Source organism: Streptomyces sp. NPDC051740 (assembly GCF_044453165.1).
In the GTDB taxonomy this organism is placed as follows: domain Bacteria; phylum Actinomycetota; class Actinomycetes; order Streptomycetales; family Streptomycetaceae; genus Streptomyces; species Streptomyces atrovirens.
Window position 1 is genome coordinate 1 of the sequence record NZ_JBITCL010000052.1, and the last position, 3,997, is coordinate 3,997.

The following is a 3,997-nucleotide window of genomic DNA, read 5'->3' on the forward strand; positions in this document are numbered from 1 at the left end:
CACCTCACCCGAGCCCAACAACCGGCCCGGACCGGACGAACCCCCCGACAGCACACTCGGAGCGGCCGAAGGCACCGTCCCAGCCCCACCAGCCTCACTCGAGACTTCCTCACCTTCGGCCGACAGGCCGGCCACCAGCGCGATGCCCTGTTCCCGGCCAGGGCCCTCGCTCCCCGTCGAGGAGCCTTGACCCCGGCCATCACTCTCCAGGGACACTCCCGGACTCGGCCGCCGCACGGCACCTATATCCCTTGGCAGGGTCTGCTCATTGATCTCGGCCTGCTGCACCACACCCGCAGCAACCACATCACCGGAGCCGTCACCAGCCGCAGACTGGGGCGAAGTGTTGACCTGGCCGACCGGACGGGCACCAGGCCCCGATTCATCAGCGTCCGGATTCCACGTACCAGTACGATCCAGCTCCGCAAACTCCGACAGGCTCTCGGGCGGGGCGTCGTGGACACCCTCCCGCCACTCAACCTCATCAGTGTCCGGATTCCACGTACCAGTACGATCCAGCTCCCTGTCGTAGACACTCACAACAGCCCGTGCATCGATCAATCCCGTGAAAGTAACCTCCCGCTCCATAGGGAAGGAATTCCACGCTGCTTGCCGATCGAAAGTGCCATTGACATCAACACCGGTAGGGTCACCGTTACGCGACGAGTCAATCCCATATCGAAAGCGGCTCGAACGATGCCACAATTCACGATCACGAGTGGTCGAGACGAACTGCGCTGCGGGATTACGTCTCGCCCATTTCCGCAGATCCACAACGCTCTCGGGGTCGTCAGCATGGAAACCCACGCGGAAGATCTCTTCCGGCGGACGGTTCGAGAACCGCCACAGCTTCTCCCCCTTAAGGCTTTCCACCACATAGTCGCGATCCAGTTCGTGCACCATGCGGTAGTCCACCGCAGGCGCCGCATCTACCGCGGCGTCGCCGCTGACTCGCGTCTCCTGCGTCACAGCAGGGGAAACATCGTCGGAAAGGGCAACCGACTCCGTAGCAGGTTGGGCGGTCGGCCGCACCACCACCGCGTCTGCCTCACCATCGGCAGCGCCAGCAACAGGGTGCGCGGCCGCCCTCGGATCGGACTCCGACCCGAGCCCCTCGTCGAACCCGAGCCCCTCGTCGGAAGGGACCGGGGCCGGCGGGTCCTCCAAATCGAAGGCCGCGGATGCTGCTTCCGGGTCTGCCTGGCCGCTGCTCGCGCCCTCGTCTCTCACGCCCTCGCCACCACCGCCGGTGACGGCCTCAACCTCGATACGGCGCCGCTTCGGCCCATGCTGTGCACTTTGATCGGTGTCGTCCTCGTCTACCGAAGGCTCCGACCCACCGTGCCGCTTGCCACCCCCCGCAACGAGGCCACTCTCCGCAAACTCCGTTTGGGACGTTCGGGGCGCCTCGACACCGTCATCCACCCCGTCCGCCGCCGGAGCAACAGCCTGGGCACCCGGACGCACGGCCGGCCCCGAGTACTCCTCGGCCAGAGCGAAAACGGCCGCGTCCTCATCCACCGACCCGCCAGCCCACGCCCGCGACCCCACGACCTCCCCGTCATCACCGGGAAACACACCGAAGTCCCCGAAGTCCCCGGACTCCATATCCACATCGAACCCGAGCCCGTCCTCGAACCCGAGCCCCTCGTCGGAACGGACCGGGGCTGCCGGCCGCGCATACGCCGTCTCCTGCACGACACGGGGCTTCGGAGCCCCGACTCCGTGGTGGGGGAAGGGGCTCAGGATGTCGGCGATCTGCCCGAGCTCATGAGGCGTGAGCCCGTAGGACCGCCCCGGCTCACCGAGGTTGATCGGGCCCATCAGATCCCATCGGCCCTCACCCGCCTGCTGCGCCTCATCGTCATGAGAAGTCAGCCGCACCCCCAGCGAGCGGCCCTGCTCATCACGCGGCGACGCCAACAAGGCCCGCTCACCATCACGGGCCCCATCATCATGGGCCTGTACATCACGGGGCCCGTAACCGTGCGCGATTTCATGGGCAAGCAGAACACGAGACGCCTGCGTGTACCAGACGTTCTGCACCATGTCCCCAGGGGCCTGAGGCTGCCCGTCCTTGACCTGGACCACGTCATGCGCGTCCGCCTCGGAATCGACGAACTCCACCGCAAGCTCCAACCGCGGCCCCGGCAGATGCGGGCCATGGACCAGACCCTCCGGCTGGACAGCCGGCAACCGGCTCCCTTGCGCGTTCAACTCCGCCAAACCCGCGAAGGCGTTGCGCCGCATCACCTCCACCCGACCCGAATCCACACCCTGGTCGTCGAGGAAGATCCGGCGGGTCAGGCGGACCGTCTCCTGACCGGGCCGGTCACCGGCATACCACTCCCAAAGAAACCCGACCTCCGTCCACTCACCCGACTCACGCGACCCGCCCGGCAGTACCCGACCAGGCAACCCGCCCTCGCCAACCTCCACGACGAACGCTTCCCCCGACCGCGGGATGAAACGATCAGTACGCACCTCACCCGAACCCAACAACCGGCCCGGAGACGAACCTTCCGACAGCACACTCGGACCCGCCGAAGGCACCGCCTCAGCCCCACCAGCCTGCGTCGAGGAGTCCTCAACCCGGCCATCACCCAGGGACAACACACCGGGGCCCGCCCGCCGTGCGGCATCGACAGCCTCCGGCACGGTCTGCTCATCAGTCTCGGCCTGCTGCACCATGTCCGAGGCACCAACTGCACCGGACGCAGCCTCACCCACCGCATACGAAAGCCCCACCGATCCAGCCGAACCCGCGAACTCCTCCGAGCCCTCCATGTCCACGTCGGCAGGCCCGCCCGTCGAAACAGACTGTGGACCGGACTCCGACCCGAGCAGCGCATCGAAGGCCGCGGATGCTGCTTCCGGGTCTGCCTGGCCGCTGCTCGCGCCCTCGTCTCCCACGCCCTCGCCACCACCGCCGGTGACGGCCTCTACCTCGATACGGCGCCGCTTCGGCCCATGCTGTGCGCTTCGATCGGTGTCGTCCTCGTCTGCCGAAGGCTCCGAACCACCGTGCCGCTTGCCACCCCCCGCAACGAGGCCACTGTCCGCAGACTCCGTCTGGGACGTTCGGGGCGCCTCGACACTGTCATGCACGGCCGGCCCCGAGTACTCCTCGGCCAGATCGGCCAGAGCGATAACGTCCGCGTCCTCTTCATCAGCGTCCGGATTCCACGTACCAGTACGATCCAGCTCCGCAAACTCCGACAGGCTCTCGGACGGGGCGTCGTGGACACCCTTCCGCCACTCAACCTCATCAGTTTCCGGATTCCACGTACCAGTACGATTCAGCTCCCTGTCGTAGACACTCACAACAGCCCGTGCATCGATCAATCCCGTGAAAGCAACCTCCTGCTCCTCAGGGAAGGCATGCCACAGTTCTGCCCGATCGAAAGTGGCATTGACATCAACACCGGTAGGGTCACCGTTACGCGACGAGTCAATCCCATATCGATAACGCTTCTTGCCATTGTGATCTTCGAACCACAAGTCCTGATTACGAGTGGTCGAGACGAATTGCGCATCGGGATTCTCACACGACCAGTCAAAAAGATCCACAACGTTCTCGGGGTCGTCAGCGTGGAAACCCACGCGGAAGATCTCTTCCGGCGGACGGTTCGAGAACCGCCACAGCTTCTCCCCCTTAAGGCTTTCCACCACATAGTCGCGATCCAGTTCGTGCACCATGCGGTAGTCCACCGCAGGCGCCGCATCCACCACGGTGTCTGCGCTGACTGGCGTCTCCTGCGTCACAGCAGGGGAAACATCGTCGGAAAGGGCAGCCGACTCCGTAGCAGGTCGGGTGGTCGGCCGCTCCACGCCCGCGTCTGCCTCACCCCCGGCAGCCCCATCAGCAGCGACCCGGTCCTGAAGGGCGCGGGCACCAATAGGAAGGTAGGGGGTCAGTACGTCTGCGATCTGCTGGAGATGGTCGGAGGTGATGACGATGTGCGATTGAGGATTCTCGAACTTCCCCATCAAGCTC

At 65.6% G+C, this 3,997-nt stretch carries 1 protein-coding gene; it reads right to left on the reverse strand.

Going from position 1 to position 3,997, the window contains the following annotated elements:
- Positions 1-3,765 (reverse strand): hypothetical protein (locus tag ACIA6T_RS35540; protein WP_399450634.1); only part of this gene is annotated, 3,765 nt, incomplete at its 3' end.
- Positions 3,766-3,997: the final 232 nt, after the last annotated feature.